Origin of the sequence: Crenobacter intestini, assembly GCF_004919095.1 — a bacterium.
Classification (GTDB): Bacteria; Pseudomonadota; Gammaproteobacteria; order Burkholderiales; family Chromobacteriaceae; genus Craterilacuibacter; species Craterilacuibacter intestini.
Genome location: NZ_STGJ01000022.1, coordinates 1 through 22,408, shown reverse-complemented (window position 1 = coordinate 22,408; position 22,408 = coordinate 1). Strand labels below are relative to the sequence as shown.

Genomic DNA, 22,408 nt, shown 5'->3' with positions numbered 1-22,408 from the left:
GTTTCAATCGCGCAAGTGTAACGCAGCCGAGGCAAACGCCCAATCGCCGGGCCTGACCGCGACCATCGGCACGCCCTGCACAGCCGCCTGTTTTTTCAACATAAAAGCCGCAAAACACCCCTGCTTTGATACCGGAGTCTTGCATCTAACTGGTAAGATGGCGAGTTGATCGACCATCCTGACCCCACGCGACCATGGCTGAAGATTCCGACCTCGAACGCACAGAACCCGCCTCCGAGCGGCGCCTGTCGCAGGCGCGCGAGGAAGGCAATGTCCCCCGGTCGCGGGAACTGGCGACCTTCGCGGTGACCATGACCGGCGTCGGCCTGCTGATCGCGCTGGGGCCGGGCTTCTACCGCGACGTCTCGGCGATCACCCGCCGGTTGCTGGGCTTTGACGTGGCGGCGCTAAAGACGCCCGAGCTCGCGCTCGAGGCGATGCGCGCCGCGGCGCTCGACACCCTGTGGATGCTGCTGCCTTTCCTGGGCGCGCTCGCCATCGTCGCGCTGTTCACCCCCTTGCTGATCGGCGGCTGGAACCTGTCGGCCAAGGCGATCGAGCCGAAGTTCTCCAAGCTCAACCCGGTATCGGGCCTCAAGCGCATGGTGTCGGTGCAGGCACTGGCCGAGGGCGGCAAGGCGGTGATGAAGAGCGCGCTGATCGGCGGCGTCGCCACCTGGGTGATCTGGAGCGAGCGCGCCGAGCTCACCTCGCTCGCCACCTTGCCGCTGGAGGCGGGGCTCGCGCGGATGATGGAGCTGGTCGGCCATACCCTGCTGATCGTCGCCGGCGCCCTGCTCTTGCTGGTGGCGGTCGACGTGCCGCTGCAGCTGTGGCAGTACCACAAGAAGCTCAAGATGACCAAGGAAGAGGTCAAACAGGAACACAAGGAACAGCAGGGCTCGCCCGAGGTGAAGGGGCGCATCCGCCAGCTGCAGCGCGAGGCCGCGCGCAAGCGGATGATGCAGGAGGTGCCGCACGCCAACGTGATCGTCACCAACCCGACGCATTACGCGGTCGCGCTCAAGTACAGCGACGGCATGCGCGCGCCGCAGGTGGTCGCCAAGGGCACGCTCAAGCTCGCCGAGAAGATCCTCGAGACCGGCCGCGAACACAAGGTCGCCAGCATGCGCGCGCCGGCCTTCGCACGCGCCTTGTACTTCCACGCCGAACTGGGCGAGGACATCCCGCCCAAGCTGTTCGACGCGGCGGCGCAGGTGCTTGCCTACATCTACCAGCTGCGTGTGTACGAACAGAATGGCGGCCTCGCCCCGGTCTACCCGGACGCGCTCGAGGTGCCGCCCGAGCTTGACCCGCAATCGAAGAAGACGGCCGCCGGCCGCAACGAACGAAACACTGAATGAAGCAGATCCTAGGCATCCTCAAGACGCTCAACCTGTCGGGCCTGGCCGGGCCGGTGCTCATCATCCTGATCCTCGCGATGATGGTGCTGCCGCTGCCGCCCCTGGTGCTCGACGCGTTCTTCACCTTCAACATCGCGATGTCGATCATCGTGCTCCTGGTCGGCATCAACACCCGCCACCCGCTGGAATTCTCGGCGTTCCCGGCGGTGCTGCTGGTGACGACGCTGCTGCGCCTGTCGCTGAACGTCGCCTCGAGCCGGGTGATCCTGATGGAGGGCCACACCGGCCCGGACGCGGCGGGCAAGGTGATCGAATCGTTCGCGCACTTTTTGATCGGCGAGAACGTCGCGATCGGCATCATCGTGTTCATCATCCTGACCATCATCAACTTCATGGTGATCACCAAGGGTGCCGGCCGCATCGCCGAGGTGTCGGCCCGCTTCACGCTGGACGCGATGCCCGGCAAGCAGATGGCGATCGACGCCGACCTCAACGCCGGCCTGATCGGCGAGGACGAGGCGCGCAAGCGCCGGCAGATGATCACCGAGGAAGCCAACTTCTTCGGCGCGATGGACGGTGCGTCCAAGTTCGTGCGCGGCGACGCGATGGCCGGCATCATGATCATCGTGATCAACATCGTCGGCGGCCTGATCGTCGGCATGGCGCAGCACGACCTGCCGGCGGGCGACGCCGCCAAGACCTATACACTGTTGACCATCGGCGACGGCCTGGTCGCGCAGATCCCGGCGCTGATCATCTCGACCGCCGCCGGCATCGTGGTCGCCCGCGTCGGCACCGACAAGGACCTGTCCGAGCAGTTCATCGGCCAGCTGTTCGCCAACCCGCAGGTGCTGTACATCACCGCCGCGGTGATCGGGCTGATCGGGCTGATCCCCAACATGCCGCACATCGCCTTCCTGACCATCGCCGCGTCGCTCGCCGCGCTGGCCTGGTGGCAGGAGAAACGCGGCCGCGAAGCGGCGCAGGCCGAACTGGCCGGCGCCGGCGCGGGTGCCGGCGTACTGCCGGGCGCGCCGATGCCCGAGCAGGCGGCGGCCGAGGTGAGCTGGAACGACGTGCAGTCGGTCGACATGCTGGGGCTGGAAGTCGGCTACCGGCTGATCCCGCTGGTCGACCGCGACCAGGACGGCGAGCTGCTCAGGCGCATCCGCGGCATCCGCAAGAAGATCGCGCAGGAGGTCGGCTTCCTGGTGCCGCCGGTGCACATCCGCGACAACCTGGAGATCCGCCCCAACGCCTACCGCATCCTGCTCAAGGGCGTCGAGATCGGCAACGGCGACGCCTACGCCGGCCAGTTCCTCGCGATCAACCCGGGCCAGGTCGACGGCGAGGTGCCGGGCACGCCGACCACCGACCCGACCTTCGGCCTGCCGGCGCTGTGGATCGCCGCCGACCGCCGCGAGGAGGCGCAGAGCCTGGGCTACACGGTGGTCGACGCGAGCACGGTGGTCGCCACCCATATCTCCAACCTGCTGCAGACGCACGCGGCCGAGCTGCTCGGCCGCGAGGAAGTGCAGGCGCTGATCGAACACCAGGCGAAGGAGTCGCCCAAGCTGATCGAGGACCTGGTGCCCAAGGTGGTGCCGGTGGGCACCCTGCAGAAGGTGCTGCAGCAGCTGCTGATCGACGGCGTCGGCATCCGCGACTTCCGCACCATCCTCGAGACGCTGGCCGACCATGTCCCCGTGACCCAGGACATCGACGAGCTGACCTCGGCGGTGCGTACCGCCTTGTCGCGCGCCATCGTCCAGCAGCTCTTCCCGGGCGACCAGGAGCTGCCGCTGATGACGCTCGACCCGCAACTCGAGGGCATCCTGATGCAGGCGGTGCAGTCCAAGGCCGGCGGCGGCCTCGAACCCGGCCTCGCCGAGAACCTGCTGGCCAACGCGGTGCGCGAGACCGAGGCGGTCGAGGCGCAGGGCATCAACCCGGTGCTGCTGACGCCGCCCGCGCTGCGCGCGCTGATCGCGCGCTTCATGCGCCGCGCGCTGCCGCAGCTGAGGGTGATTTCTCACAACGAAATCCCCGACAGCAAAACCATCCGTATAATTGCCGTGATCGGCGGCGGCAAGGACTAAGGACGAACTGACAGATGGTGGTGAGAAAGTTTTACGGCAAAAGCACGCGCGACGCGCTGCGCCAGGTCCGCGAGGAACTGGGCGCCGACGCGCTGATCCTGTCCAACCGCCCGACCGCGGGCGGCGGGGTGGAGATCATGGCCGTCGCCGACGCCGACGTGGCCGCGCTGTCCGATACGCTCGCCCCCACCTCCAGCCGCCACCGCCCGCGCAACGTGCCGACCGCGCCGAGCACCCCGCCGGGTGCAGGCGGCGCGACCGCGCGCGCGCTGGCGCGCAGCTACGCGATGCCGGTCGAGCCGCTGCAGGAGCCGCCGGCAACTGCCCCCCTCCCCCGCGTGATGCCCGCTGCGGCCGCCCCGGCCACGCCGGCAGTGTTTGCGCCGCTGGCGCGCCCCGAGCCTGCGTTCGCCGCCGCGCCCGAAGCCGCACCGGCACCTGCGCCGCCCCCCACGCCCGCACCGCAGGCGGCCGCCGCGCCGCACGCGCCGGTGAGCGTCGAGGTCGACGGCGCGGTCGCCGAGGACATCCGCCATATCGGCGAGGAGATCCGCGCGCTCAAGCACCTGCTGCAAAACCAGCTGGCGACCTTCGCGTGGGCGGAAATGGAAGGGCAGACACCCAACCGCGCCGAACTCTTCCGCACCCTGCTGGGCGCGGGGTTCAGCCCGGCGCTGATCCGCCAGCTCACGCAGAAACTGCCGGCACACTACGACAGCGAGACGGCGCTCAAGTGGGCGGCGTCCGCGCTCAGGCACAACCTCAAGTGCATGAACCCGGCCGACGACCTAGTCGCCAAGGGCGGCATCTTCGCGCTGGTCGGCCCGACCGGGGTGGGCAAGACCACCACCGTCGCCAAGCTCGCCGCGCGCGCGACGCTGCGCTACGGCGCGCAGCAGGTCGCGCTGATCACCACCGACAGCTACCGGATCGGCGCGCAGGACCAGCTGCGCATCTACGGCAAGATCCTCGGCGTGCCGGTGTTCTCGGTACAGAACGAGGGCGACCTGCAGCTGACACTGGCCGACCTCGCCGACCGCCGCGTGGTGCTGATCGACACCGTCGGCATGAGCCAGCGCGACCAGCGCGTGCTCGCGCAGACCCGCATGTTCGCCACCAGCAACCGGCCGGTGCATCGCCTGCTGCTGCTGGCGGCCAACGCCGACGGGCGCACGCTGGAAGACGTGGTGCGCCACTTCAAGAGCAATGATCTTGCCGGCTGCGTGCTCTCCAAGATGGACGAGTCGGTGCAGCTGGGTGCCGGCCTCGACGTGATCATCCGCAACCGGCTGACCCTGCAGTACGTGACCAACGGCCAGCGCGTGCCGGAAGACCTGCACGTGGCGAGCGCCGACGTGCTGATCGACCGCGCGCTCGCCGCCGCCAGCGTGTCCACCCCGTTCCGGCCGACCGCCGAAGAGGCCGCGATCGCAGGCGCGAGCTACGGCCAGGGGTAACGCGGATGACCGACCAGGCCGCCAGCCTGCGCCAGCTCGCCCGCCCCCACACGGGCGCGCTGCCGCCGATGTTCGCACTGACCGGCGCCCGCCGCAGCGGCGTCTCCTCGCTGTGTGCGGGCCTGGCTGCAGCCGCCGCGCTCGCCGGACAGCGTCCGCTGCTGCTCGACCACCAGAACGGGCAGACCCTGTCGCGGCTGGCCGGCGTGCCGGCGTCGGCGACGCTGGGCGGCCTGCGCGTGAGCCGTGGCGGGCTGACCGACCTGATGGTCGCCTCGCGCCACGACGTGACGCTGGTCAACCTCGCCGCGTCGCCCGACGAGCGCTCGCGTCTGTCCGAAAGGATCTGGCAGCGGCTGGGCAGCGAATTCTCGGCACTGGAAAAGGACTGCGGCGTCACGCTGATCGACGCGCCGGACCCAGCGCTCGACCCGGTGCCACTGTTGATCGCCGACAACCTGGTGCTGGTGATCACCCCGCAGCCGGAAGCGATCATGCGCGGCTACGCGTGCATGAAACGGCTGGCGACCGACTTTGGCCGGCGCCGCTTCAACGTGCTGGTCAACCGCGTGCACGGCCAGGACGAGGCGCACGCGGCGTTCGGCCGGCTCTCGTCGGTCGCCGGCGACTACCTCGGGGTGTCGATGCGCTGGGTCGGCTTCGTGCCGGAAGACGCCGCGGTACGCAAGAGCGAGGCGCTGCGCCGGCCGGTGGTCGAGGCCTTCCCTGGCAGCGAGGCGGCGCTGGCCTTCGCCCAGCTCGCGGCGATGCTGCCCTTGTGGCACGCGCCGGACAGCGGACATACGCGGACAAGTTATCTGGAACAATTGCACGAGACGGGCAAGGCACTCGCCGTCCCGACGGAACGATAAGATGGTGTCGGTTTCGAACATTCACCGCGCGTACGCGCAGGCAGCCTGCGAAGACAAGCCGGACGTCACGCAGTACGCGCACCTGGTGCGCCGCATCGCCGGCATGCTGGCGGCACGGCTGCCCGCGTCGGTCGAGATCGACGACCTGATCCAGGTCGGCATGATCGGCCTGATCGAAGCGGCACAGCAATACGACCCGACGCAGGGCGCGCAATTCGAGACTTTTGCCGGCACCCGCGTCAAGGGCGCGATGCTCGACGAGTTGCGCCGCATCGACTGGATGCCGCGCCAGCTGCGCCGCAACTCGCGCCTGATCGAGGACGCGATCGGCCGCGCGACGCGCGAACTTTCCCGCGAGCCGACCGAGGCCGAGATCGCCGACGAGCTGGGCGTCAGCCTCGCCGACTACCAGGCGATGCTGACCGACTGCAGGGGCGTGCGGCTCGTCTACTTCGAGGACTTCCACGACCAGGAAGGCGAGTCGCTCGAGAGCGCGGTCGCGGCGGTGCCCGACCAGCGCACGCCCGACCCGCACACGACGCTCGCCGACACGCGCTTCCGGCAGGCGCTGGTGCACGCGATCGGCGAGTTGCCGGAACGCGAGGCGCTGATGATGAGCCTCTACTACGAGCAGGAACTCAACCTCAAGGAAATCGGCGCGGTGCTCGGCGTATCCGAGTCGCGCGTCAGCCAGCTGCACTCGCAGGCGGTCGGCCGCCTGCGAAGCCGCCTGCGCAGCTGGCTGTAGACAAGGGAACAACGTGGACAAACTGAGCATCATCGCGATCATCGGCGGCCTGACCGCCATCCTGGCCGGGCAGGCGCTGGAGGGCGGGCACCTGGCCTCGCTGTTGCAGCTGACCGCCTTCCTGATCGTGATCGGCGGCACCGCCAGCGCGGTGATGCTGCAAAGCACGCCGCGCCAGTTCGTCGGCGGGCTGCGCCTGCTCAAATGGGTGTTCAACCCGCCCGAATTCGGCCACGAGAAGATGATCGGCGAGGTGGTGCGCTGGAGCCAGCACGCGCGCAAGGGCGGCCTGCTCGCGCTCGAGCCCTTCGTCGCGCAGCAGCACGACCCGTTCGCGCGCAAGGCGCTGCAGATGCTGATCGACGGCGCGCCGCCTGAAACGCTGCGCTCGGTGCTCGAAGTCGAGGTCGACATGGCCGAGCACGCCCGGCGCCAATGCGCGCGCATCTGGGAGTCGGCCGGCGGCTACGCGCCGACCCTCGGCATTCTGGGCGCGGTGCTCGGCCTGATCCACGTGATGGAGAACCTGTCCGACCCGAGCAAGCTCGGCTCGGGCATCGCGGTCGCGTTTGTCGCGACCATCTACGGCGTCGGCTCGGCCAACCTGTTCTTCCTGCCGGTCGCCGGCAAGCTCAAGCACCTGATCGCCGCCGAGGTCGCCCTCAAGGAACTGGTGATCGAGGGCGTCAGCGCGATCGCCGGCGGCGAGAACCCGCGCATCGTCGAGGCCCGCCTGCGCGGCTTCCTCGCGATCCACTAGCCTTCCTGCAGCGTCACCCCGTCCGGCAGCTTGCGCAAAGTGCTGCGCAGCAGCCGGTACACGCCCATCTCGAAGTCGGCGCCGCCCGCCAGGCGCCCGTCCCCCGCATGGCTGCCCAGATAGCACCAGCGCTCGAACACGTGCACGCGCTGCTCGCCGCTGATCGGATGCCGCTCGACGAGCGACACCCGCCCGGCGTAGGGCCAGCGCTCGACCCCGACGCCGGTGAGCGCCGCCTTCAGGCGCGCGTTGTGCGCGGCCATGCCCTCCTCGCCGACGCAGGCGCCAAGGCACGGCCGGTGGCGCCGCTTGCCGCAGCCCTTGTCTGGCGCACGCGCGCCCCTGGCCGGCAGCAGCAGGGTCGGGCACAGCCGCTCCTTGGCGACCAGCTGGGCCAAGGCGTGCTGCGCCTCGCGCGCGCCGCGGAACACGCCGAAGGTGTTGTCCGGCAAGCTGCCGGCACAGGGCACGACCCGCACCCGCCACCGGCCGTCCTCACCTTCCGTGTCGAGCGCGAGCGTGCACGGCGTTTCTTCGAGGCGGGAGGCCGGGTTGTAGCGCGGCCGGTAGCGTGCGAGCCACAGCTTTTCCAGCAGCTGCGCGCCGAATTCGCCGATGCTCTCCTCGAAGCGGACCTCGCCCAGCTTCTCGCTGATGCGCGGCTGAGCGCGGGTGCTGCCCGCCTGCTCGAAATGCGCGAAGACGCGCCGGCGCAGGTTGTCGGTGCGGGCAAGGTAGAGCGGCTCGCCCCCGCTAGACATCAGCAGGTACACCCCGGGCAGGTCGGGCAGCGCGTCGGCGGTGGCTTCGGCCAGGCCCGCGGGCGCGCCGGGCTCGGCGATCAGCGCACGCGACACTTCGTCGAAGGCGTCGCCGTGCTCGGCGTGCGCCGAGCACAGGAAACGGTATACCGCCTCGGCGTCGGCCAGCGCGCGGTGGCGCTCGGCCATCTCGATGCCGTGGCGCGCGACGATCGCGTCGAGGTTGTGCTTGTAGTGTTCGGGGTAGAGCTTGCGCGAGAGCTGGACTGTACACAGGGTGTCCGCGCGCAGCGGCAGCCCCGCACGGCGCAGCGCGTTCTTCAGCACGCAGTAGTCGAAACGCGCGTTGTGGGCGATGAGCAAGCGCCCGGCGAGCATCCGCTTGATTTCTTGCGCGATCGCCTCGAAAGGCGGCGCATCGGCGACCATCTCGTCGCGGATGCCGGTCAATTCTGCGATCGCCGGCGGGATCGCCCGCCCCGGGTTGACCAGCGTCTGGTAGCGTTCGACACGGTCACCGTCGACCAGAACGACGCCGACCTCGGTGATCCTGTCGTGCACGAGGTGTCCGCCGGTCGTCTCCAGGTCGACGATGGCCAGCGCTTGTCCTGACAGCATGGATGACAGCCCAAATCAGATGAAAAAAGCGCGGCCACCGGCAGGTGCCCGCGCAACAAACGCAGGCATTCTATAACGAAAAGCAAAAAATCGCAGGAAGGGGGCTTGACGACCCAAACCGGCATGCGTATAGTTCGCAGCTCTCGACGGGCAGCAAGCCTGAAGGGAAAAGCAGCAAAAACCGCACCCGTAGCTCAGTTGGATAGAGTATTTGGCTACGAACCAAAGGGTCGGGCGTTCGAATCGCTCCGGGTGCACCAGTTTGAAGTCCCTATAGTTTAGCGGTTAGAACACTGCCCTTTCACGGCGGCGGCCGGGGTTCGATTCCCCGTGGGGACGCCAGGATACAAGTAGTAAAAGTTTTGCACCCGTAGCTCAGTTGGATAGAGTATCTGGCTACGAACCAGAGGGTCGGGCGTTCGAATCGCTCCGGGTGCACCAGTTTGAAGTCCCTATAGTTTAGCGGTTAGAACACTGCCCTTTCACGGCGGCGGCCGGGGTTCGATTCCCCGTGGGGACGCCAGGATACAAGTAGTAGAAGTTTTGCACCCGTAGCTCAGTTGGATAGAGTATCTGGCTACGAACCAGAGGGTCGGGCGTTCGAATCGCTCCGGGTGCACCAGTTTGAAGTCCCTATAGTTTAGCGGTTAGAACACTGCCCTTTCACGGCGGCGGCCGGGGTTCGATTCCCCGTGGGGACGCCAGGATACAAGTAGTAGAAGTTTTGCACCCGTAGCTCAGTTGGATAGAGTATCTGGCTACGAACCAGAGGGTCGGGCGTTCGAATCGCTCCGGGTGCACCAGTTTGAAGTCCCTATAGTTTAGCGGTTAGAACACTGCCCTTTCACGGCGGCGGCCGGGGTTCGATTCCCCGTGGGGACGCCAGAACACAGCCACTTCATGCGAAGTGGCTTTTCTGTTTTCAGCCCCTTTACCCGCGCACGGGCTTGTAGCACCATCGCGCATCCTCTCCGTATACCGTATCCAGATGACCACGCCCTCCCCGCTGTGGCCTGAATTTATCAAGGCCGTCCGTCACGAAGTCATTCCCGCGCTCGGCTGCACCGAGCCGATCTCGCTGGCACTCGCCTCGGCGATCGCCCGCCGCGAACTGGGCCGCGTACCCGAGCGCATCGAAGGCCGCGTCTCGGCCAACCTGATGAAGAACGGCATGGGCGTCACCGTGCCGGGCACCGGCATGCAGGGCCTGCCGGTTGCCGCGGCGGCCGGTGCGATCGCCGGCGACGCCGACGCCGGCCTCGAGGTGCTGAAGAACCTGAAGCCCGCCGACGTCGCCGCCGCGCGCGCACTGCTGGACGCGGGGCGGGTGAGCGTCGGCATCGCCGACGTGCCGAACGTACTCTACAGCGAGGCGACGCTGCACGCGGGGGACGAGCTGGTGACCGTCGCTATCGCCGACGCGCACACCCGCGTCGTGCGCATCGAGAAGAACGGCGAAGTGCTGTTCGCGGTAAACGAAAACACCCGAGAGGCGAGCGCACCGTACACCCTCGACAACGCCGACATGCTCGCGGTGTACCAGTTCGCAACCGGCGCACCTGCCGAACAGCTCTCGTTCATCCTCGAGGCGGCGCGGCTGAACGGTGCGCTGTCGGTCGAGGGGATGAGCGGCGACTACGGCCTGCACATCGGCGCGACCATCCAGCGCCAGATCGCGCAGGGTCTGCTCTCGCGCGGCCTGCTCACCGAGATCCTGATGCGTACCAGCGCGGCGTCCGACGCGCGCATGGGCGGCGCCACGCTACCGGCGATGAGCAACTCCGGCTCGGGCAACCAGGGCATCGCGGCGACACTGCCGGTGATGGTGGTCGCCGAGCATGTCGGCGCCGACGACGAGAAACTCGCGCGCGCGCTGATGCTCTCCCACCTGACAGCGATCTACATCCACGACAAGTTGCCGCCGCTCTCCGCGCTGTGCGCGGTGACCACCGCGTCGATGGGCGCCGCCGCCGGCATGGCATGGCTGCTCGGCGGCCGTTTCGAGCAGGTCGGCATGGCCGTGTGCAGTATGATCGGCGACGTCGCCGGCATGATCTGCGACGGCGCGTCCAACAGCTGCGCGATGAAGGTGTCGACCTCGGCGTCGTCCGCCTACAAGGCGGTGCTGATGGCGCTGGACGACAGCCGGGTGACCGGCCACGAGGGCATCGTCGCCCACGACGTCGACGAGTCGATCGCCAACCTGTGCGCGCTCGCGCGCGGCTCGATGCGCGAGACCGACCGCCAGATCATCGAGATCATGGTCGAGAAGAGCCGCCGCTAAGCCGCCGCCAGGCAAACTAAAGGCCGGCCCGCTTGCGCGGGGCCGGCCTTTTTCATATCGAAAGCGCCCGGGTCAGGCGCGGTAGCTGGCGCCCGTCATCACCCTGGACGAGAGCTTCATCAGCGCGCGCACCGGCAGCGGCAGGCGCGCGGCGCCCAGTTCGTGCGCCATGTCGGCGTGCTTCAATTCGTCGTCGCGCATCTGCCCGACGATCGCCCGGCTCCTGGCATCCTGCGCCGGCAGGCTCGTCAGGTGGCTGTCCAGGTGCGCGCCGACCTGGTGCTCGGTCTCCTCCAGGAAGCCGAGGTTCCACTTGTCGCCCAGCAGCCCCGCCCCGACGCCGATCGCCAGCGAGCCGGCGTACCACAAGGGGTTGAATACGCTGGGCCGCCCGCCAAGCTCACGGATGCGCGCTTCCGTCCACGCCAGGTGCTCGACCTCTTCCTGCGCCGCGCCCTTCAGCGCCTCGCGCGCCGCATCGCTCCTGGCGGTCAGCGCCTGCCCCTGGTAGAGCGCCTGCGCGCACACCTCGCCGCAGTGGTTGACTCGCATCAGGCCGAGCGCGTGGCGACGCTCGGCGTCGCCCATCTCGCTCTCCTCGATATGCGCGTCCGGGTGCGGCCGGCCGCTGATGGCCGGTGCGGCCAGCGTGCGCAGGCCCTTGTCGAACTCGATGATCAGCTTGTCGAGCATCCTGAAACCCTGTTGCATTATCGTAACGACATGATTATACCCTGAGCTACCCTGCGCCAGAGGCTGCGCTATAATCGCTCACCTGATTTTTACCCGTGCCTGACCCATAAAAAGGACCACACAATGAACATCAATGCGATTTCCGCCGGCAAGGACATGCCGAACGACTTCAACGTCGTGATCGAGATCTCGGCCAACGGCGCGCCGATCAAGTACGAACTGGACAAGGACTCCGGCGCGATCTTCGTCGACCGCTTCATGGGCACCTCGATGTTCTACCCGGCCAACTACGGCTTCGTGCCGCAGACCCTGTCGCTGGACGGAGACCCGGTGGACGTGCTGGTGGTCACCCCGTTCCCGCTGCCGCCGGGCGTTGTCGTGCGTTGCCGCGCGCTGGGCATGATCAAGATGGAAGACGAGTCGGGCATCGACGCCAAGCTGGTCGCCGTGCCGGTCGAGAAGCTGTGCACCATGTACAGCGCGATCCAGAAGCTGGAAGACCTGCCTGAGCTGCTGCGCAACCAGATGGTGCACTTCTTCGAACACTACAAGGACCTGGAAAAGGGCAAGTGGGTCAAGGTGCAGGGCTGGGGCACGCTGGAAGACGCCAAGGCCGAGCTGGTCGACGGCATCGAGCGCCACAAGCAACAGGGCTGATCCCGCAGCCCGGCAGCAAGGCCGCCCCGAGGCGGCCTTTTCTTTTGCGCGCGGCTTTCCCCTAGTGCAGCCGCGCACCGCCCGTGAAACAATCGGCAGACGACAGGCAAGCAGGCGACGGAACCCAGGTGGATATCGAGGCATACGGCAACAGCAGCACCCTGACGGCAGTCTGCACCAGACTGGCGGCGGCAGGTCACGCGCTGACGCGCCGCGACGGCCCCGACGCACTCGTCTGCGGGCGCTGGCGCATCGACCTGTCCGCGCCAACGCCACAAGCTGCGCAGGCGCTCGCCGCCTTTCACGGCGGCCGCTACGCAGACCTCGCCGCACACTGGCTGCCAGCCGGCGAACGGCTGGGCTTTGCCGTCTACGCCGGCGGTGCAGCGGACGAGGCCTGCGCCGTCGCCGACGCGCTCGCGCCGCTGCCCGGTGCCTGGCTTGACTGCGGCCCGGCCGGCAGCGCGACCTTCAGCTGGCAGTGCGTGGAGGCGCTGCGCTACGCGCAACACCTGGGCTTGCTGCACGGGGCGCTACCCGACGCCGACGAATGGCTGCGCCGCCAGCAGCAACTGCTGACACGGCTGGACGAGCTGGCCGGCCGCTACCTCGCCTGCCACCCGGCGCCGGCCGTCTACGCGCCCGCCTTCCCCGCGGCCGGCCACCCGCATTTCGCGCAGGCGCTGGCGCTGTGGCTCAGCCATGTGCTCGCGCTGCGCTGCGCCTGGCAGCGCCTGCTCGAACAGCCCGCCCCATGAGAAAAGGCGCCCCGCGGGGCGCCTTTTTCATGACCGGCAAGCTTGCGATCAGGCAGCCGGCGCAGCCTTCTTGGCCGCGCGGCCGACGGCGGCGCCGGTGTTCTTGGCGGCGCTGGTCGCGGCGTTCACGCTCGCCTCGGCAAACTCGGTACCCATCTTCTTCGCGGTCTTGGAGACGTTGTCGATCGCGGCGTTGGTGGTCGACAGCAGGGTCTTCAGCGCGTTGACCGCCACGTCGGAGCCGGCCGGCGCGTTCTTGCCAAACTTGTCCAGCGACGCCATCACCGTCTTGTTCGACTCGGCCACCTGCTCTTCAAAGAAGGAGACCAGTTCGTTCTGGGTTTCGACGCAGGCATCGTACAGGCTGCGCGCGGCGGCCAGACCCTGGTCGATCGACGGTTGCGCCTGGGCAGCCTGGAATTCGGCCAGCGCCTTCGGGTCCTTGATCTCGGACAGGGACTTCACGGCCTGCGCGTTGTCGGCGAGCAGCTTGCGCGACAGCTCCAGCTGCAGGTTGGTCATGCGCTCGGCGCCGGCCAGCACGATGGACGACAGGCGCAGCGCCTTGTCGAAGTTGGCCTGGCCGAGTGCGGCAAAATCTTGCTGTTGGGTGAACATCGGAGACTCCTTTGTCGAAAACTGCGCGATACGTACGGATATGTGGGCGTGTCGGCAGCCAACGCTTCTTTGCTGCATCGCACAAACCAAATGTTAGTGAGCCGTTTCCGAAGCGTCAACCCGTTAATGTATAAGCATAAAGATTCATCGTGCTGCGCGGCATTTACGCCACAGTCGACTATTGGCAACAGTACCAGATGCGGCAGTGCTGGCCCTTTCTACATTGAAAGGCACCCGGCAAACAATTACACTCGGCCAATTGAATTACGCTATACGGCGGCCCTCCGAATGAACCCTGCGGCGTCCCCTTTTGAAATCAAATCGGCCAGCCTCGACCTGCTGGCGCTGATGCTGCACAACAGCGATCTTGGCGCCTTCGAACGCGCGCTGGGCGAACGCTTCGGCAACCGTTTCGCCGACGGCGACGAGGCCTTCGTCCTCGACCTGAACGGCCTGCCCGACCCCGCGGCACTCGACCTTGCCGCCCTGCTCGCCAAGAGCCGAGCGCGCGGCGTGCGCGTGGTCGCGCTGCGCCACGACAACGGCGCGTACGGCGAACTTGCGCGCGCGCACGGGCTCGGCTTTACCGGCACCGGCACCACGACGCGCGCCACCGCGCCGGCGCCGGTCGCCGAGCAGGCGCCGCCGGCCGCACCCGCGGCGCCCAGCGTCGGCATGGTGATCGACAAGCCGGTGCGCGCGGGCCAGCAGATCTACGCCAAGGGCACCGACCTTGTCGTGCTGGCGATGGTCAGCGCCGGCGCCGAGGTGATCGCCGACGGCAACATCCACGTCTACGCGCCGCTGCGCGGCCGCGCGCTGGCCGGTGCACGCGGCAACCAGGACGCACGCATCTTCGTGCAGGCGATGGAGGCGGAGCTCGTTTCGATCGCCGGTGTCTACCGCACCATCGAACAGTCGTTGCCCTCGGCAATCCAGGGGCAGCGCGCGCAGGTTTATCTCGAAAACGACAAGCTGGTCATCGCCGCGCTGGGCGGCTGACCACGAACCTCCTCACAGGGAATACGAACGTGGCAAAGATTATCGTGGTGACCTCGGGCAAAGGCGGTGTCGGCAAGACCACCACCAGCGCCAGTTTCGCTTCCGGCCTCGCCTTGCGCGGCCACAAGACCGCCGTGATCGACTTCGACGTCGGCCTGCGCAACCTCGACCTGATCATGGGCTGCGAGCGTCGGGTCGTGTACGACCTGATCAACGTCGTCAACAACGAGGCGACGCTGAACCAGGCGCTGATCAAGGACAAGCACTGCGACAACCTGTACGTGCTGCCGGCGTCGCAGACCCGCGACAAGGACGCGCTGTCCGAAGACGGCGTCGAGCGCGTGCTGGGCGAACTGGACGGCATGGGCTTCGAGTACATCGTGTGCGACTCGCCGGCCGGCATCGAGCGCGGCGCGCTGATGGCGCTCTACTTCGCCGACGAGGCGCTGATCGTCACCAACCCGGAAGTCTCTTCGGTGCGCGACTCCGACCGCATCCTCGGCATCCTGTCGTCCAAGTCGCGCCGCGCGATCGAGGGCAAGGAGCCGGTCAAGGAGCACCTCCTGATCACCCGCTACTCGCCGGCCCGCGTCGACAAGGGCGAGATGCTGTCGGTCGACGACGTCAAGGAGATCCTGCGCGTCAAGCTGATCGGCGTGGTCCCGGAATCGCAGGCGATCCTGCAGGCGTCCAACTCCGGCACGCCGGCGATCCACATGAAGGGGTCCGACGCGGCCGAGGCGTACGAGGACATCGTCGCCCGCTTCCTCGGCGAAGACAAACCGATGCGTTTCCTGGAGGCTCCCAAGGTCAGCCTGCTCAAACGCCTGTTCGGGAGCTGAACATGTCCCTGATCGATATGATTTTCGGCAAGCGCCAGAAGTCGGCGTCCATCGCCCGCGAACGCCTGCAGATCATCCTCGCCCACGAGCGCGGTGGCCGTAACGGCACGCCCGACTACCTGCCCGCGCTGCAGCGCGAGCTGATGGAAGTCATCTCGAAATACGTCGCCGTCAACCAGGACGACATCAAGGTCCAGCTCGAGCGCCAGGACAACTTCGAGGTTCTCGAAGTGAACATCGTGCTGCCCGAGCAGAACCGCTAGCCTCAGGCGCCGGCCCCGGCCGGCAGCCGACCTTCCGGCCCGTCACGGGCCGGCTACGCATCATGACGCTGACCGAACTTCGCTATATCGTGGCCGTCGCGCGCGAGCGCCATTTCGGCCGAGCCGCCCAGTCCTGCTTCGTCAGCCAGCCCACGCTGTCGATCGCGATCAAGAAACTCGAGGACGAGCTCTCCGTCACCCTGTTCGAACGCGGCGGCCCCGAGGTCGCCGTCACCGAGATCGGCGAGCGCATCGTCGACCAGGCGCGCCGCGTGCTCGAGGAAGTCGACACCATCAAGCACCTGGCCGGCGAACACCAGAACGAGCTGTCCGGCCCGCTGCGGCTGGGGGTCATCTTCACGATCAGCCCCTACCTGTTGCCCAGGCTGATCCCGGCGCTGCGCATCCTCGCGCCCGACATGCCGCTGATCCTCGAAGAAAACTACACCGCGCGCCTGTCCGAGATGCTCAAGCGCGGCGAGGTCGACGCCATCATCGTCGCCGACCCGTTCGACGAGCCCGGCACGCAGGCGTGGCCGCTGTACGACGAACCCTTCGTGGTCGCCACCCCCAAGGGCCACCCGTGGGAGAAGCGCGACAGCATCGACGCGGATGCGCTGTCGCACGAGAGCGTGCTCTTGCTCACCCAGGGCAACTGCTTCCGCGACCAGGTGCTGCAAAGCTGCAGCGAACTGGCCGCCCGCCAGTCTCAGGGCAACGGCCTTGCCGGCATGCTGCAGGGCAGCTCGCTCAACACGATCCGCCATATGGTCGCCAGCGGCATGGGCGTCACCGTGTTGCCGGCCACCTCGGTGTCGCCCGCCGACGAGGGCCTGCTCTCCATCGTCCCCTTCACGCCGCCCGCGCCGACCCGCCGCGTGCTGCTGGTCGCACGGCGCCAGTTCTTCCGCAAGAAGGCGATCGCCGTCCTGCAGCAGGCGGTGTTCCGCTGCGGCCTGCCCGGCGTGACCATGCTGGAGGCCAGCCCCTAGCGCGGTACGGCGCTGGTAAAATTCACTTAACATGAATGTTCTATGCTAATCGGGTGAAAACAACAATCACCACGAGGATAGAACATGGATCGCAGGGGTTTTCTGAGGCTGGGCGGCTTTGTCGGCGTGTCGACCGCCTCCATGATGCTGGGCGGCTGTCTGGGGGGCGGCGGCACGGCGGATGACGGCCAGCCGGTCGATTTTGCGCAGGGCGTCGCCTCGGGCGACCCGCGGCCGGACAGCGTGATGCTGTGGACGCGCGCCAGCCGGCGCGACGGGCAGCCGGCGAAACTGACTTTGCAGTTCTCCGACCGCGAGGACTTCTCCAAACTGCTGGTTTCCACGCCCATCGACGCGCAGCCGCAGTGGGACTACACCGTTCGCCACAAGGTGCAGGGCCTCGCGCCGGCCACCACCTACTTCTACCGCTTCGTCGCGGGCAAGTACTTAAGCCCGACTGGGCGGACCCGCACCGCGCCGGCGGCAGACGCCTCCCCCGCCCAGCTCAAGTTTGCCTTCCTGTCCTGCCAGGACTGGAGCGTCAACCACTGGGCCGCCTTCGAAGAACTGGCCAAGGAAGACCTCGACTTCATCGTCCATCTGGGCGACTACATCTACGAGACGGTCGGCGCCGGCTTCCAGACGGGCAAGGTCGAAGCCGCGCACGGCAAGATCACGCTGCCGGACGGTACGCAGCGCGAGGACGGCGCCCGCTACGCGACCACGCTTGCCGACTACCGCACCCTATACCAGACCTACCGCTCGGACCCGCGCATCCAGGCCCTGCACGCGCGCTGCCCGATGATCGCGGTGTGGGACGACCACGAGTTCTCCGACGACTGCTGGCAGGACAGCCAGACCTACGCCCTGGCCGACGAGGGCCGCCGCCAGACGCAAAGACGGCGCAACGCGAACCAGGCCTGGTTCGAATACATGCCGGCCGACGTCAACTTCGACGCGGCCAACCCCGCCTTCGACAATATCCGCATCTACCGCGACTTCCGCTTCGGCAAGCTGGCAAGCCTGGTGATGACCGACCAGCGCCTGTACCGCGCCGACCACGTGATCCCCGAGGCGGCCGCCAAGGGCGAAGTCGGCTCGCGCTATTTCGTGCCGCAGACGGCGCTCGCCAGTGCCGAGGCACAAAAGATGGCGGCGGCTCGCCAAGCCGGCGCGCACGAACTGACACCGGTCTCCGTGCTCGGCAACACCCAGCGCGCGTGGTGGCAGGACAGGATGAAGGCGGCGGACACCACCTGGAAGCTGTGGGGCAACGAAGTGTCGCTGCTGAGGATGCAGGTCGATGGCGTCGCCGTGGTGACCGGCCTCGCCTTGCAGGCCTTCGCCGCCAACCCACAGGTGCCCGACGCGCTCAAGAGCCAGGCCGCGCTGACTGCGCTGCGAGAGGCACTCTACGCCGACCTGAAGAAGGCCGGTCCAAGCGGAGCACTGGTACTGGGCAGCGTTGACCTGACCCTGCAAGGGTTCGGTATCGGAGACGCCAGCACCCGCACCCTGCTGCTCCAGGGGCTGCAGGCAGGCGTCACGCCGTACCAGGCGTTCCTGCAGACCTTCCTGCTCAATGCCGACCAGTGGGATGGCTACAACGCCGAGCGCAAGGCACTGCTCGCCCATTTGCAGGCGAACAACATCGGCAACGTGGTCGCGCTGACCGGCGACATCCACGCCTTCTTCGCGGGGCCGGTCATGGCCGACTACGACGCGGCGAACCCGGCGCCGGTGATGGTCGACCTGGTCACCGCCGGCGTGTCCAGCAATTCGCTGTTGAGCTACTTCAAGGCGGTCGTCGATGAAGACCCGCAGTTCGCAGCGCTCAAGCCGCTGATCTACCAGACCGACAGCAACGGGCAGACGCTCAACACCTTCAACGGCACGCTCAGGCAGTTCAACCCCTGGCTGCGCCACGCGGACACCGACGCGCAAGGCTACGCGCTGGTCACCCTAGACGCGACCAGACTCAGCTGCGAGTTCCGCAAGGTCAAGCCGCTCTCGGGCGGGGTCGCCCCGGCGCAACCGGCCACCGCCAGCCGCAAGACGGTGACCGTGCGCGCCGGCAGTAGCGAGGTGGACGTCGGCGGCTAAAGCCGAGGCACCCGCGCAGGTTCGCGGCTGTCTAGCCGCGGACCAGCGCGGCTAGCCGCGCGATGCCCTCTTCGATGCGCTCGGGCGCGGTGTGGCTGAAGTTCAGGCGCAAGTGGCCGATGCCGTCTTCCGGTTTGGGGTAGAACGGCTCGCCCGGCATGAACGCGACGTTGTGCTCAAGCGCCCGCGCCAACAGCTTGCGGGTGTCTTGCGGCGTCTTCAGCGTCAGCCAGAAAAAGAGGCCGCCCCTGGGCAACTGCCAGTCGGCCAGGTCGGAGAAATGGCGCGCCAGCGCGTCCTGCATCACGTCGCGCCCGGCGCGGTAGGTCGCGCGCAGCTTGTCGATATGCGCGGCGTAGCCCGGGTCGTTCAGCGCGCGCGCGACGTACCACTGCCCGATGCGGTTGGTGTGCAGGTCGGCCGCCTGCTTGAGCTTGACGAGGTAGGGGTAGAGGTCGGGCGACGCGATCAGGTAGCCCTCTCGCAGGCCCGGCACCAGCGTCTTCGAGAACGAGCCGGCGTAGATGAACGACGCCTTCTTCAGGTGTGACACCAGCGGCGCCGGCGCTTCGCCGTCGTAGGAGAGCGCACGGTAGGGGTCGTCCTCGAACACCGGCACGCCGGCGGTATCGAGCACCTCGGCCAGGCGCTTGCGGTTGGCCTCGTCGTAGCAGGCGCCGGACGGGTTCTGGAAACTGGGGATCAGGTAGCTGAACGCCGGGCGTACACGGTCGATCGCCGCGCCGAACTCACCGGCGTCCAGCGAGCCGTCGGCGTGCTGCGGCACCGCGTGGATCTCGGCGCCAAACAGCTTGAGCACCTGCAGCGCGGCAAGGTAGGTCGGCCCCTCGGTCAGCACCGGCGTGCCCGGGTCGACGAACAGCTTGGCGGCCAGGTCGAGCGCCTGCTGCGAGCCGGAGAGCACCAGCACCTGGTCGGCACTGCACGCGATCCCCATCTTGTTCGCCTCGCGCGCGATCGCCTCGCGCAGTTCGGGTTCGCCCTCGGTGGTGCCGTACTGCGCGAGCGACTGCGGCACGCTGCCCAGGTCCAGTTCGGGCAGGCACTGCGAAGCCGGCAGGCCGCCGGCAAAGGAGATGACTTCGGGGCGCTGGGCGGCGGCGAGGATCTCGCGGATCAGCGAACCGGACAGGCGTTGGATGCGCTCGGAAAACATGCGGGCCTCTTGCTGGTTGCGGTCATTAATGTCAATATTTTTGACCAATTTACCGAGCAAGCAAGACAACGTCAATATGGAAAACCCCGACCCGCTGTCCGCGCTGCGCCCCGCGATGGCCGGCTTCTTCCACGCCTACCAGGCGTTCACCGCCGGCGCCGACCGCATGCTCGCCGAACGCGGACTCGCCCGCGTGCACCACCGCATCCTGTTCTTCGTCGCCTACCAGCCAGGCTTAAGCGTCGGCGCCCTGCTCGCCCTGCTCGGCGTCAGCAAGCAGGCGCTCAACCTGCCGCTGCGCCAGCTCACCCAGGCCGGGCTAATCGAGGCGACGCCGGCCATGCACGACCGGCGCGTGAAGTCGCTGCAGCTGACCGACAGCGGGCGCGCGCTGGAGGCCGCGCTGTGTACCGAACAGCAGCGCCTGCTGGGCGTGGCCGCCGCCAGCATGGGCGAGGACGACGCCCGGCGCTGGCAGGCGTTCAACCGCGCGCTCGCCGGCGCGCGCGAAAACTGACTCAGGCTAGCCGCTCGTAGCGCACGGCGAGCACCTCGATTTCCTCGTCGCCGTCCGGCCCCCGGAAATACACGGTGTCGCCCTCGCGGGCCTTGATCAGCGTGCGCGCGATCGGCGAGATCCAGCTGATCCGCCCGCGGGCAAGGTCGATCTCGTCGACGCCGACGATGGACAGCGTCTGCTCGGTGCCGTCGCCGCGCAGGATCTCGACGGTCGCCGAGAAGAAGATCTGGTCGGTCGCCTCGCGCAGTTCCGGGTCGACCACCTCGGCCGCCTCCAGGCGCCGGGTCAGGAAACGGATGCGGCGGTCGATCTCGCGCAGGCGGCGCTTGCCGTACAGGTAGTCGCCGTTCTCCGAGCGGTCGCCGTTGCTGGCCGCCCAGTTCACCACCTGCACCACCTCGGGGCGCTCGCGGTTCACCAGCTGGTAGAGCTCGTCCTTCAGCCGCTGCCAGCCCTGCGGCGTGATGTAGTTCTTGCCGGAAGACGGCAGCCGCTGTTCGGCGGGCAGGTCGTCTTCCTGCTCGTCATCCTGCTCGCGGGTAAATGCCTTGTTCATGCACTGCTCCCGTAAAAAAGCCCGCCGGCGGATGCCGGCGGGCCGTATGGCGATTCAGGCTCAGCCGCGGCGGACCTGGCCGGTCGAAGTTAGACCCGCCCACTTCATCACGGCGGCCACTTCGGCCTCGTTCAGTTCGTAGAACTGGCCGCGCTTGAGGCGGCCGGGCAGGCCGATATTGCCGAAGCGGATGCGGATCAGCCGGCTGACGGTCAGCCCGAAGTGCTCGAACATGCGGCGCACTTCGCGGTTACGGCCTTCCTTGATCACCACGTTGACCCACTTGTTGGCCTTGTCGTCGTCGACGCCGCCGCTCTGGTAGACACGCAGGAACTGCGCCGGACCGTCCTCGAGCTGAACCCCGGCGACCATCTCCTTCATGATCTCCGGCGTCAGCTCGCCCAGCACGCGCACCGAGTACTCGCGCTCCATCTCGAAGCTCGGGTGCATCATGCGGTTGGCCAGCTCGCCGCTGGTGGTCATCAGCAACAGGCCCGAGGTGTTGATGTCCAGACGGCCGATCGCCACCCAGCGGCTGCTCTTGGCCTGCGGCAGGCGGTCGAACACGGTGACGCGGCCTTCCGGGTCGGCGCGCGAGACGATCTCACCTTCCTGCTTGTGGTACATTATGATGCGCGGCAGGCGGTCGGCCCACTTGAGCTTGACCGGGTGCCCTTTGACCATCACGCGGTCCTGCGGGCCGACGCGGTCGCCCAGTTCGGCGACCTTGCCGTTGACGGTGATCAGGCCGGCCTCGATCAGCTCCTCGACTTCGCGGCGGCTGCCGGCGCCCGACGCTGCCAGCGCCTTTTGCAGGCGGACCGGTTCGAGCTGGTCGAGGTCGACACGGGTCTCGCGCAGGCGCTGCGACTTGTCGAGGATCTTGCTGCTGGGCGCGCGCACCTGCAGCTTCTTGGCCTTGATGACCTTGGGCGAGCCACCCTGGCGGCGCTCGTCGCGGTTGGCATAGGTCTTGCCCTCGCCAAAACGCGGCTGCTCACCACGGCCGCCTTCGCTGCGGCCGTAGGGCTTGTTCTCGCCGAAGCGCGGCTTGTCGTCACGCCCGCCTTCGCTGCGGCCATACGGCTTGTTCTCGCCGAAGCGGCGGTTGTCGTCACGCCCGCCTTCGTTGCGGCCGTAGGGCTTGTTCTCGCCGAAGCGGCGGTTGTCGTCACGCCCGCCTTCGCTGCGGCCGTACGGCTTGTTCTCGCCGAAACGCGGCTTGTCGCTACGGCCGCCTTCGCTGCGGCCGTAGGGCTTGTTC

Annotated in this window: 21 protein-coding genes and 8 tRNA genes; 23 read left to right on the top strand and 6 right to left on the bottom strand. The window is 67.8% G+C overall.

All coding sequences use genetic code 11. The annotated features are described in order from the left end of the window. Positions 1 to 194 precede the first annotated feature (194 nt). The 6 genes from flhB to E5K04_RS15125 are packed head-to-tail and all read left to right on the top strand — an operon-like array spanning position 195 to position 7,300. Positions 195 to 1,364, top strand: coding sequence for a flagellar biosynthesis protein FlhB (flhB, locus tag E5K04_RS15150; RefSeq protein ID WP_136555638.1), 1,170 nt, complete (start codon positions 195 to 197; stop codon positions 1,362 to 1,364). Continuing rightward, entirely contained in the window at positions 1,361 to 3,463 is a 2,103-nt protein-coding gene (gene flhA, locus E5K04_RS15145; RefSeq protein WP_136555636.1) for a flagellar biosynthesis protein FlhA, read from the top strand. Before flhB ends, flhA begins: the two co-directional genes overlap by 4 nt. Before the next feature lie 14 nt (positions 3,464 to 3,477). Then, entirely contained in the window at positions 3,478 to 4,920 is a 1,443-nt protein-coding gene (gene flhF, locus E5K04_RS15140) for a flagellar biosynthesis protein FlhF (protein ID WP_136555634.1), read from the top strand. Positions 4,921 to 4,925: 5 nt separating this feature from the next. Beyond that, positions 4,926 to 5,792 (top strand): MinD/ParA family ATP-binding protein, encoded by an 867-nt coding sequence (locus E5K04_RS15135; protein WP_136555632.1) that lies wholly within the window; start codon positions 4,926 to 4,928, stop codon positions 5,790 to 5,792. 1 nt (position 5,793) lies between these two features. Further along, a complete protein-coding gene (locus E5K04_RS15130; protein WP_136555630.1) occupies positions 5,794 to 6,540 on the top strand; it encodes an RNA polymerase sigma factor FliA in 747 nt (248 codons plus the stop codon). A 13-nt stretch (positions 6,541 to 6,553) separates the two neighbouring features. Beyond that, positions 6,554 to 7,300 carry a flagellar motor protein gene (locus E5K04_RS15125; RefSeq protein ID WP_136555628.1) on the top strand — a complete coding sequence of 249 codons (747 nt, stop codon included), beginning with the start codon at positions 6,554 to 6,556 and terminating at the stop codon, positions 7,298 to 7,300. On the opposite strand, the gene E5K04_RS15120 is transcribed toward E5K04_RS15125, so the two are convergent. Beyond that, a complete protein-coding gene (locus tag E5K04_RS15120) occupies positions 7,297 to 8,679 on the bottom strand; it encodes an exonuclease domain-containing protein (protein WP_136555627.1) in 1,383 nt (460 codons plus the stop codon). The genes E5K04_RS15125 and E5K04_RS15120 overlap by 4 nt on opposite strands. A 183-nt stretch (positions 8,680 to 8,862) precedes the next feature. On the opposite strand from E5K04_RS15120, the gene E5K04_RS15115 reads away from it, so the two are divergent. The 9 genes from E5K04_RS15115 (at position 8,863) to E5K04_RS15075 (ending at position 10,963) form a co-directional block, all read left to right on the top strand. Then, positions 8,863 to 8,939, top strand: a tRNA-Arg gene (locus tag E5K04_RS15115). A 7-nt stretch (positions 8,940 to 8,946) separates the two neighbouring features. Then, positions 8,947 to 9,021 (top strand) — tRNA-Glu (locus E5K04_RS15110). 22 nt (positions 9,022 to 9,043) lie between these two features. Next, positions 9,044 to 9,120, top strand: a tRNA-Arg gene (locus E5K04_RS15105). A gap of 7 nt (positions 9,121 to 9,127) precedes the next feature. Continuing rightward, positions 9,128 to 9,202 (top strand) — tRNA-Glu (locus E5K04_RS15100). Positions 9,203 to 9,224: 22 nt separating this feature from the next. Then, positions 9,225 to 9,301, top strand: a tRNA-Arg gene (locus tag E5K04_RS15095). Between the two features lie 7 nt (positions 9,302 to 9,308). Continuing rightward, positions 9,309 to 9,383, top strand: a tRNA-Glu gene (locus tag E5K04_RS15090). A gap of 22 nt (positions 9,384 to 9,405) precedes the next feature. Then, positions 9,406 to 9,482 (top strand) — tRNA-Arg (locus E5K04_RS15085). A 7-nt stretch (positions 9,483 to 9,489) separates the two neighbouring features. Continuing rightward, positions 9,490 to 9,564: transfer RNA gene (locus E5K04_RS15080), tRNA-Glu, on the top strand. Between the two features lie 103 nt (positions 9,565 to 9,667). Beyond that, entirely contained in the window at positions 9,668 to 10,963 is a 1,296-nt protein-coding gene (locus E5K04_RS15075; RefSeq protein WP_136555625.1) for an L-cysteine desulfidase family protein, read from the top strand. Between the two features lie 72 nt (positions 10,964 to 11,035). Here the strand turns inward: E5K04_RS15075 and coq7 are convergent, their stop codons facing one another. Continuing rightward, positions 11,036 to 11,656: a 2-polyprenyl-3-methyl-6-methoxy-1,4-benzoquinone monooxygenase gene (gene coq7, locus E5K04_RS15070; protein ID WP_136555623.1), complete on the bottom strand. Its 621-nt coding sequence runs from the start codon at positions 11,654 to 11,656 to the stop codon at positions 11,036 to 11,038. Between the two features lie 123 nt (positions 11,657 to 11,779). Between coq7 and ppa the strand changes: the two genes are divergently transcribed. Both ppa and E5K04_RS15060 read left to right on the top strand, forming a co-directional pair. After that, positions 11,780 to 12,313: an inorganic diphosphatase gene (ppa, locus tag E5K04_RS15065; protein ID WP_136555621.1), complete on the top strand. Its 534-nt coding sequence runs from the start codon at positions 11,780 to 11,782 to the stop codon at positions 12,311 to 12,313. A 128-nt stretch (positions 12,314 to 12,441) separates the two neighbouring features. Further along, the gene (locus E5K04_RS15060) at positions 12,442 to 13,071 is read left to right on the top strand and encodes an aspartate-semialdehyde dehydrogenase (RefSeq protein ID WP_136555619.1); all 630 of its coding nucleotides are present in this window, start codon (positions 12,442 to 12,444) and stop codon (positions 13,069 to 13,071) included. A gap of 48 nt (positions 13,072 to 13,119) precedes the next feature. Here E5K04_RS15060 and E5K04_RS15055 read toward each other — a convergent pair whose 3' ends face one another. Next, on the bottom strand, positions 13,120 to 13,689 hold the full coding sequence (locus tag E5K04_RS15055) for a phasin family protein (RefSeq protein ID WP_136555617.1): 570 nt from the start codon (positions 13,687 to 13,689) through the stop codon (positions 13,120 to 13,122). A gap of 288 nt (positions 13,690 to 13,977) precedes the next feature. Here E5K04_RS15055 and minC point away from each other — a divergent pair, with 288 nt between their 5' ends. The 5 genes from minC to E5K04_RS15030 all read left to right on the top strand — a co-directional run bounded on the left by minC (position 13,978) and on the right by E5K04_RS15030 (position 18,891). Then, positions 13,978 to 14,691 carry a septum site-determining protein MinC gene (gene minC / locus E5K04_RS15050; protein ID WP_136555615.1) on the top strand — a complete coding sequence of 238 codons (714 nt, stop codon included), beginning with the start codon at positions 13,978 to 13,980 and terminating at the stop codon, positions 14,689 to 14,691. Between the two features lie 29 nt (positions 14,692 to 14,720). Beyond that, positions 14,721 to 15,533: a septum site-determining protein MinD gene (gene minD / locus E5K04_RS15045; protein ID WP_136555614.1), complete on the top strand. Its 813-nt coding sequence runs from the start codon at positions 14,721 to 14,723 to the stop codon at positions 15,531 to 15,533. Positions 15,534 to 15,535: 2 nt separating this feature from the next. Further along, a complete protein-coding gene (gene minE / locus E5K04_RS15040) occupies positions 15,536 to 15,796 on the top strand; it encodes a cell division topological specificity factor MinE (RefSeq protein WP_136555612.1) in 261 nt (86 codons plus the stop codon). Between the two features lie 62 nt (positions 15,797 to 15,858). After that, on the top strand, positions 15,859 to 16,788 hold the full coding sequence (locus E5K04_RS15035; RefSeq protein WP_136555610.1) for a LysR substrate-binding domain-containing protein: 930 nt from the start codon (positions 15,859 to 15,861) through the stop codon (positions 16,786 to 16,788). An 84-nt stretch (positions 16,789 to 16,872) separates the two neighbouring features. Then, positions 16,873 to 18,891 (top strand): alkaline phosphatase D family protein, encoded by a 2,019-nt coding sequence (locus E5K04_RS15030; protein WP_136555608.1) that lies wholly within the window; start codon positions 16,873 to 16,875, stop codon positions 18,889 to 18,891. Positions 18,892 to 18,922: 31 nt separating this feature from the next. Here the strand turns inward: E5K04_RS15030 and E5K04_RS15025 are convergent, their stop codons facing one another. Further along, on the bottom strand, positions 18,923 to 20,068 hold the full coding sequence (locus E5K04_RS15025) for an aminotransferase-like domain-containing protein (protein ID WP_136555606.1): 1,146 nt from the start codon (positions 20,066 to 20,068) through the stop codon (positions 18,923 to 18,925). A 76-nt stretch (positions 20,069 to 20,144) separates the two neighbouring features. On the opposite strand from E5K04_RS15025, the gene E5K04_RS15020 reads away from it, so the two are divergent. Beyond that, positions 20,145 to 20,585, top strand: a complete 441-nt coding sequence (locus tag E5K04_RS15020) for a MarR family winged helix-turn-helix transcriptional regulator (protein ID WP_205700389.1) — start codon at positions 20,145 to 20,147, stop codon at positions 20,583 to 20,585. Position 20,586: 1 nt separating this feature from the next. Here E5K04_RS15020 and greB read toward each other — a convergent pair whose 3' ends face one another. Next, complete coding sequence (gene greB, locus E5K04_RS15015; protein WP_168929249.1) at positions 20,587 to 21,144, bottom strand: transcription elongation factor GreB; 558 nt, start codon at positions 21,142 to 21,144, stop codon at positions 20,587 to 20,589. Between the two features lie 60 nt (positions 21,145 to 21,204). Then, a partial coding sequence (locus E5K04_RS15010; RefSeq protein WP_235844395.1) for a pseudouridine synthase occupies positions 21,205 to 22,408 on the bottom strand: 1,204 nt, incomplete at its 5' end.

Excerpts from the sequence above, each read along its gene's own strand:
- flhF (WP_136555634.1), top strand. The coding sequence starts at position 3,478 with ATGGTGGTGAGAAAGTTTTACGGCAAAAGCACGCGCGACGCGCTGCGC.
- E5K04_RS15025 (WP_136555606.1), bottom strand. The coding sequence starts at position 20,068 with ATGTTTTCCGAGCGCATCCAACGCCTGTCCGGTTCGCTGATCCGCGAG.
- E5K04_RS15030 (WP_136555608.1), top strand. The coding sequence starts at position 16,873 with ATGGATCGCAGGGGTTTTCTGAGGCTGGGCGGCTTTGTCGGCGTGTCG.
- minE (WP_136555612.1), top strand. The coding sequence starts at position 15,536 with ATGTCCCTGATCGATATGATTTTCGGCAAGCGCCAGAAGTCGGCGTCC.
- ppa (WP_136555621.1), top strand. The coding sequence starts at position 11,780 with ATGAACATCAATGCGATTTCCGCCGGCAAGGACATGCCGAACGACTTC.
- E5K04_RS15130 (WP_136555630.1), top strand. The coding sequence starts at position 5,794 with ATGGTGTCGGTTTCGAACATTCACCGCGCGTACGCGCAGGCAGCCTGC.
- flhA (WP_136555636.1), top strand. The coding sequence starts at position 1,361 with ATGAAGCAGATCCTAGGCATCCTCAAGACGCTCAACCTGTCGGGCCTG.
- flhB (WP_136555638.1), top strand. The coding sequence starts at position 195 with ATGGCTGAAGATTCCGACCTCGAACGCACAGAACCCGCCTCCGAGCGG.
- E5K04_RS15035 (WP_136555610.1), top strand. The coding sequence starts at position 15,859 with ATGACGCTGACCGAACTTCGCTATATCGTGGCCGTCGCGCGCGAGCGC.
- E5K04_RS15075 (WP_136555625.1), top strand. The coding sequence starts at position 9,668 with ATGACCACGCCCTCCCCGCTGTGGCCTGAATTTATCAAGGCCGTCCGT.
- minC (WP_136555615.1), top strand. The coding sequence starts at position 13,978 with ATGAACCCTGCGGCGTCCCCTTTTGAAATCAAATCGGCCAGCCTCGAC.
- coq7 (WP_136555623.1), bottom strand. The coding sequence starts at position 11,656 with ATGCTCGACAAGCTGATCATCGAGTTCGACAAGGGCCTGCGCACGCTG.
- E5K04_RS15020 (WP_205700389.1), top strand. The coding sequence starts at position 20,145 with ATGGAAAACCCCGACCCGCTGTCCGCGCTGCGCCCCGCGATGGCCGGC.
- greB (WP_168929249.1), bottom strand. The coding sequence starts at position 21,144 with ATGAACAAGGCATTTACCCGCGAGCAGGATGACGAGCAGGAAGACGAC.
- E5K04_RS15120 (WP_136555627.1), bottom strand. The coding sequence starts at position 8,679 with ATGCTGTCAGGACAAGCGCTGGCCATCGTCGACCTGGAGACGACCGGC.
- E5K04_RS15135 (WP_136555632.1), top strand. The coding sequence starts at position 4,926 with ATGACCGACCAGGCCGCCAGCCTGCGCCAGCTCGCCCGCCCCCACACG.
- E5K04_RS15055 (WP_136555617.1), bottom strand. The coding sequence starts at position 13,689 with ATGTTCACCCAACAGCAAGATTTTGCCGCACTCGGCCAGGCCAACTTC.